Genomic DNA, 5,803 nt, shown 5'->3' with positions numbered 1-5,803 from the left:
GTTCGAACCGATCCGATCCCCGCTCCGCGAAGATCGTTTCCTTCCGACGGGATGAACACTAGCAGGCGATCGCCCCTGGTCAGAAATCGGTCCGCCCACCCCCTCCGACCACCCCACCCATCCCTTCACTCGCATATATGTTCGATTCCAGGCGTAGGCTGGAGCCATGAGCACCACCGCCGCCGTCCACCGCCAGCCGTCCCTGTTCGACGACCCCGGCCCGGCCGGGCCGGTCCTCGGGCCGCTGACCGGGCTGCTGACCGGGTCGCCGACCGGGGTGCGCCGGGAGGTCCTGGGAGCGGGCGCCTGGGTGGACGTGCTGCCCGGCTGGCTGCGCGGCGCCGACCGGCTGTTCGAACAGCTGGCCGCCGAGGTGCCCTGGCGGGCCGAACGCCGCGAGATGTACGAGCGGACCGTGGACGTCCCCCGGCTGCTCGCCTCCTACCGGGAGGACGACCCGCCGCCGCACCCGGTGCTGGGCGCGGCCCGGACGGCGCTGAGCGCGTACTACCGGCCCGAGCTGGGCGAGCCGTTCCGCACGCTGGGGCTCTGCTACTACCGGGACGGCCGGGACAGCGTGGCCTGGCACGGCGACCGGATCGGGCGCGGGGAGCGTGAGGACACCATGGTGGCGATCCTCTCCGTCGGCGAGCCCCGGGCCCTGCTGCTGCGGCCCCGGGGCGGCGGCGGGCCGGTGGTCCGGCACCGGCTGGGGCACGGCGACCTGCTGGTGATGGGCGGCTCCTGCCAGCGGACCTGGGAGCACGCCGTCCCCAAGACGGCCCGGCCGGCGGGGCCCCGGATCAGCGTCCAGTTCCGGCCGCGCGGCGTCTCCTGACCACAGCGCCGGGCCCTGCGGGCGTTACGCCTCCGTCAGGGCCGCCCGCAGGCGGGCGATGTCCTCGGCATCCTTCGCCCGCCGGGGGCGACGCGGGTCCCAGACCGGCATCATCCGCTTGATCTCGATCTGCGCCTCGGCCGCGACCACCGGGCAGACCAGCCCGTCGAGCCGCCCCGGCGGCCCGTCCAGCAGCCCGGCCGGCCAGGCCGTCCCGGCCCAGGGCCCGCCGGCCACCAGCACCCGGCCGTCCGGCGCGAGGTCCACCAGGGTAAAGCTCGACTCCAGGCCGTCCTTGACGAAGTCCAGCTGCTGCTCCGGCGGGACGCCCTCCAGCGGCGCGTACCCGAGGGCGCGGAGGCCGGCGGCGAGCACGGCGGCGTCGGCGGCCGGGGCGAACCAGTCGATGTCCTCGTGGTCGCGGGTCCACGTGCCGAGGAAGAAGTCCATCGCCCAGCCGCCCCGCAGCCAGACACGGGTGCCGAGACGGCGGGCGAGGCCCACCGTCTCGGCGATCTGCGCGAGTTGCCCGTCGGCACGTTCCCGGTCCATGGACCCCACCTCCACGGGCCCGGACGCTACACCCGCCGCAGCCCCTCCGTCACGGCGTTTTCCGCCGAAGGACCGGCCCTGCCGGCTCTCAGTCCTTGACGGCGCCCGCCAGTCCGGAGACCAGCTTGCGCTGCACCGCGATGAAGAAGATCAGCACCGGCACGGTCATCAGCGTCGAGGCCGCCATGATGCCGCCCCAGTCGTTCTCGTCCGGCTTGAAGAACACCAGCAGCGCGGAGGGCAGGGTCTGGTTCTCGGTCGCGCTGATGATGAAGGTCTTGGCGAAGACGAAGTCGTTCCACGCCGCGATGAAGGAGAACACGCTGGTCGCGGCCAGCCCCGGGGCAACCAGCGGCAGCAGGACCGTCCAGAGGATCCGGGTCCGGCTCGCGCCGTCGATCTGCGCGGCCTCCTCGATCGACACCGGCACCGCGGCGACGAAGCCCCGCATCATCCAGATCCCGAACGGCAGCGAGAAGGCCAGCTGCACCAGGATCAGCGAGGCCAGGGTGTTGAGGCCGATGCCCGGCGCGAACCGGCCCGCGTCGCGGAACATGAAGAACAGCGGGATGGTGAGCGCCTCGACCGGGATCATCTGGGCGATCAGGAACATCACCATGACGGTGGTGCGGAAACGGAACCTGAACCTGGTCACCGCGACCGCCGCGAGGAAGACCACCAGCGCGGAGAGCACCACCACGGACAGCGCGATCACCAGGCTGTTGACGAAGTACCGCCCGAAGCCGTCAACGCTCAGCACCTGGCGGAAGCTCTCCAGGGTGGGGTGGGCCGTCCACGGCCGGGGGTCGAGCGACTGCACCTCGCCCTTCGGCTTGAAGGCCGAGAGCACCATCCAGAAGATCGGGAAGGCGGTGACGACAGCCACCAGGAGGGCGGTGGTGTTGGCGCCGAGGCGCCAGCGGCTACGGGCGTTCACAGTTCGTTCCCCGTCCTGCGCAGCGAGCGGATGTAGAGGACGGTCGGGACGACCAGGACCAGCAGCATGATCACGCCGATGGCCGCGCCCAGCCCGTACTGGGAGGAGGCGAAGGCCTTCTGGTAGGCGTAGACGTTGAGCACGAGGTTCTGGCCGGCGATGCCGCCGCCCTCGGTCATCACATAGATCTGGGTGAAGACCTTGAAGTCCCAGATGACCGACTGGATCACCACGATGGTCAGGATCGGCCGGAGCATCGGGGCGGTGATCCGGCGGAAGGTGGTCCAGGTGTTGGCGCCGTCCAGCGCCGCCGCCTCCAGCACCTCGGCCGGGATCGCCCTGATGCCCGCGTAGAGCGTCACCATGACGAACGGGAAGGAGTGCCAGACGACGACGGCTCCGACGATCAGGAAGGCCGTCCACTTGTCGTAGAACCAGTTGAACTCGTGGAAGCCGTCCAGGCCGATGCCCACCAGGGTCTTGTTGACCAGGCCGAGGTTGGTGTCGAACAGGAAGCTCCACACCGTCGAACCGGTCATCGCCGGCGCCGCCCAGGCCGCCATCGCGGCGGTGGTCAGCACCAGCCGGGGCACCCGGCCCACCCTGGCCAGCAGCACCGCGAGGGTGGCGCCGACGGCCAGGGTGGCGACCACGCAGAACGCGGCGAAGCCGAGCGTCTGCGACAGCACCGACCAGAACTGCCCGTCGCTCAGGATCTTCCGGTAGTTGCCGAGGCCGACGAAACTCGTCGGCACGCCGCCGGAGGCCTGCGCCTGCCCGAAGTTCAGGACGGACAGCAGACCGAGCTGGTAGATCGGATAGGCGACCAGCGGGATCATGACGACCGCCGCCGGCAGCAGGAGCAGCAGTGGGGTACGGCGGGGCGGTCGTGGTGGGTGCGGACACGTGCGGGACCTGCTCTCTGGATTCCCGGGGGCGGGCTCAGCGGGCGGCGAAGGCCGAGGTGATCTGCGTGGCGGCGTCGCCCGAGGCCTTCGCCACGTCCGCCTTGCCGGTGACGACCTGCTGGAGCATGGTCGGGATGACGGACTGCGCGTCGATCTGCGCCCAGGCCTGGTCCAGCGGGACGAAGCGGGTACCGGCCGCGACGGTGTCGGTGAACGGCTTCAGGAAGGCGTCCTTGGCCGCGACCTTGGCGTTGACCGACTTCAGGGTCGGCAGGTTGCCCATCGCGTCGTACATCTGCTCCTGGTAGCCGGGGCCGGCCAGCAGCTGGGCGAACTGCACGGCCAGGGTGCGGTGCTTGGCCGCCTTCATGACGCCGAGGTTGTTGCCGCCGGCGAAGGCGGGGGCGATGGTGCCGGCCTTGGCACCGGGCAGCGGGACGACCGCGTACTTGCCCTTGGCCGCGCCCGCGTCCACCTTGCTGCGGCTGGAGTTGGGCAGGATCGCCATGGCGGCCTTGCCGGCCGCGAACAGGTCGACGGTCTTGCCACCGGTGAGGTCGGCGCACTGCTGCGCCGGGCAGCCGGCCTCGTCGAAGAGGTCCGTGTAGCGCTTCACCCCGGCCTGCGAGGCGGCCGAGTCGATCGCCGCCTTGAACTTGTCGCCGTCCTTGGCGGCGATGTCGCCGCCCGCGTCCCAGACGAAGGGCAGCGCGCCGAAGGTGTACTTGCCGCCGATCGCGATGCCGAAGGTGTCGGAGTGCGCGGCGTGGATCTTCCGGGTGGCGGCGACCAGTTCGTCGTAGGAGGCCGGCGCGGCCAGTCCGGCCTCGGTGAACAGGTCGGTGCGGTAGTACAGCGCGCGCACACCGACCCACCACGGCAGACCGTAGGTCTTGCCGTCGAGCACGGCGGTCTTGGCGATCGCCGGGTCCAGGTCGCCCTTGTCCGCCCACGTGTCGAGGTCGGCGCCGATCTCGGCGAGACCGCCGGCCGCGACGTAGCCGGGCAGGTCGGTGTTGCCGAACTCGACCAGGTCCGGGGCGCTGTTGGGGTCGTTGAACGCGCCCTTCATCTTGGCGGCGCGGGCCGAGGCGTCGGTGTCGATGTAGCTGACGTTGACGGTGACGCCCTGGTGGGCCGTCTGGAACTCGGTGACCGCCTTGGCGACCACCGCCTCCTTGGCGGCGTTGCCGGCCTCGTTGTACAGCCAGACCTGGAGGGTGCCGCTCTTGTCGTCGGCGGCCTTCTCCCCGGCCGGAACGGCGGTGCCGGGTGAACAGGCGGCGGCAAGACAGGTGGCGGCGAGGACGGCGGCCGCGGTGGTCAGTCTGACGATGCGCATGGGTGGGAAGCCTCCCCTCCCGACAGCTGCCGCCGGGACGCGCCGTCGCGGACGGGCACGTCGCAGCAGGCCCTGACCGGGGCCGATGGTGGATGTGGGGGTGGTGACGCGGGTGGGTACGGCAGTGCGGCCGCTCTGACGGGCGGCGTCGCCTGCTCGATGCCAGGGACGTTAGGCGGGGGCGCGGACGCCCAACAAGAGCCGATTCGGGAAGTTTTGCAGTGCACAACGCTGTATCGAAAACGCGGCCCGCATGCCCGTAGGGGGTACGGTTCGACAACCGCCGCAGTCGGACGGCGGAACGAGAGGGGAACGGACCGATGACGGAGCAGACCGCCGCCACCACCGGGAAACCGCGGAAGGCGGCGGGCGAGCGCAACCAGTCGTCGTCGCTGCGCCGCGCGCTGTCCGTCCTCGGCTACGTCCGCGACCACGGCGACGGGCGCGGCGTGCCGCTCGCCCAGCTCGCCGAGGCGCTTGACCTCAACAAGTCGACCGTGCTGCGGCTGACCGGCCCGCTGCTCGACGAGCACCTGCTCGACCGCGACCGGGAGACCGGCTGGTTCCGGCTCGGCCACGGCTCGCTCCGGCTCGGCCAGGCCTACCTCTCCACCCTCGACCTGCGCAGCGTCGCCGCCGAGCACCTGCGCCGCCTCCAGCGCGAGGCCGGCGAGACCGTCCACCTGACCGTCTGGCAGGCGCCCGGCATCGTCTACCTGGACAAGGTCGAGGACGAGACCAACGTCCGGATGGCCTCCCGGGTCGGCAGCCGGGCCCCCGCCTACTGCACCGCCACCGGAAAGGCGATCCTGGCCTGGCTCCCCGAGGAGGCGGTCACCGAGGTGGTCGCGGCCGGGCTGCGCCCGGTCACCGCCTGGACCATCTCCGACGAGCCCCGGCTGCGCGCCGACCTGGCCCGGATCCGCGCCCGCGGCTACTCCATCGACGACCGCGAGAACGAGCCCGAGGTCCGCTGCGTCGCCGCCCCGATCTTCGACCACACCGGCGAGGTCACCGCCGCCCTCTCGATCTCCGGCCTGACCTCCCGGATGACCGCCGCCCGGGTCCGCGCCCTCGGCCCGGTGGTCGCCCAGGTCGGCCTGCGGATCTCCCGCGAACTCGGCTCCGACCGCCCGGTCGGGTGAGGCGAACGGGACCTCTCCGGCATCCGGGCCCGGGAACGCGAACGGGCCCGGTACCTCAGGAGGTACCGGGCCCGTTCGACC

At 71.8% G+C, this 5,803-nt stretch carries 5 protein-coding genes and 1 pseudogene; 2 read left to right on the top strand and 4 right to left on the bottom strand.

The features are described 5' to 3' along the window. The first annotated feature begins 166 nt into the window (after nt 1-166). Nucleotides 167-838 carry an alpha-ketoglutarate-dependent dioxygenase AlkB gene (locus tag VR45_RS33795; RefSeq protein WP_078897108.1) on the top strand — a complete coding sequence of 224 codons (672 nt, stop codon included), beginning with the start codon at nt 167-169 and terminating at the stop codon, nt 836-838. A 24-nt stretch (nt 839-862) separates the two neighbouring features. Here VR45_RS33795 and VR45_RS33790 read toward each other — a convergent pair whose 3' ends face one another. The 4 genes and pseudogenes from VR45_RS33790 to VR45_RS33775 form a co-directional block, all read right to left on the bottom strand. Continuing rightward, nucleotides 863-1,390 (bottom strand): aminoglycoside adenylyltransferase, encoded by a 528-nt coding sequence (locus tag VR45_RS33790; protein WP_045943727.1) that lies wholly within the window; start codon nt 1,388-1,390, stop codon nt 863-865. 88 nt (nt 1,391-1,478) lie between these two features. Further along, entirely contained in the window at nt 1,479-2,327 is an 849-nt protein-coding gene (locus VR45_RS33785) for a carbohydrate ABC transporter permease (RefSeq protein WP_045943726.1), read from the bottom strand. Continuing rightward, a pseudogene (locus VR45_RS33780) lies at nt 2,324-3,202 on the bottom strand (sugar ABC transporter permease); the annotation flags it as partial. The pseudogene VR45_RS33780 and the gene VR45_RS33785, both read right to left, overlap by 4 nt. A gap of 67 nt (nt 3,203-3,269) precedes the next feature. Continuing rightward, a complete protein-coding gene (locus VR45_RS33775; RefSeq protein ID WP_045943724.1) occupies nt 3,270-4,577 on the bottom strand; it encodes an extracellular solute-binding protein in 1,308 nt (435 codons plus the stop codon). 320 nt (nt 4,578-4,897) lie between these two features. Here VR45_RS33775 and VR45_RS33770 point away from each other — a divergent pair, with 320 nt between their 5' ends. Continuing rightward, nucleotides 4,898-5,722, top strand: a complete 825-nt coding sequence (locus VR45_RS33770) for an IclR family transcriptional regulator (RefSeq protein WP_045943723.1) — start codon at nt 4,898-4,900, stop codon at nt 5,720-5,722. The last annotated feature ends 81 nt before the right edge of the window (nt 5,723-5,803 follow it).

It is taken from the genome of Streptomyces sp. NRRL S-495, from assembly GCF_000966955.1.
GTDB lineage: Bacteria > Actinomycetota > Actinomycetes > Streptomycetales > Streptomycetaceae > Kitasatospora > Kitasatospora purpeofusca.
Note: the sequence above shows the minus strand (reverse complement) of the source record. Positions and strands in the feature narration are given on the sequence as shown.

Bases quoted from the DNA above. Each gene is read 5' to 3' on its own strand.
- VR45_RS33790 (WP_045943727.1), bottom strand. From the start codon at position 1,390: ATGGACCGGGAACGTGCCGACGGGCAACTCGCGCAGATCGCCGAGACG.
- VR45_RS33795 (WP_078897108.1), top strand. From the start codon at position 167: ATGAGCACCACCGCCGCCGTCCACCGCCAGCCGTCCCTGTTCGACGAC.
- VR45_RS33775 (WP_045943724.1), bottom strand. From the start codon at position 4,577: ATGCGCATCGTCAGACTGACCACCGCGGCCGCCGTCCTCGCCGCCACC.
- VR45_RS33770 (WP_045943723.1), top strand. From the start codon at position 4,898: ATGACGGAGCAGACCGCCGCCACCACCGGGAAACCGCGGAAGGCGGCG.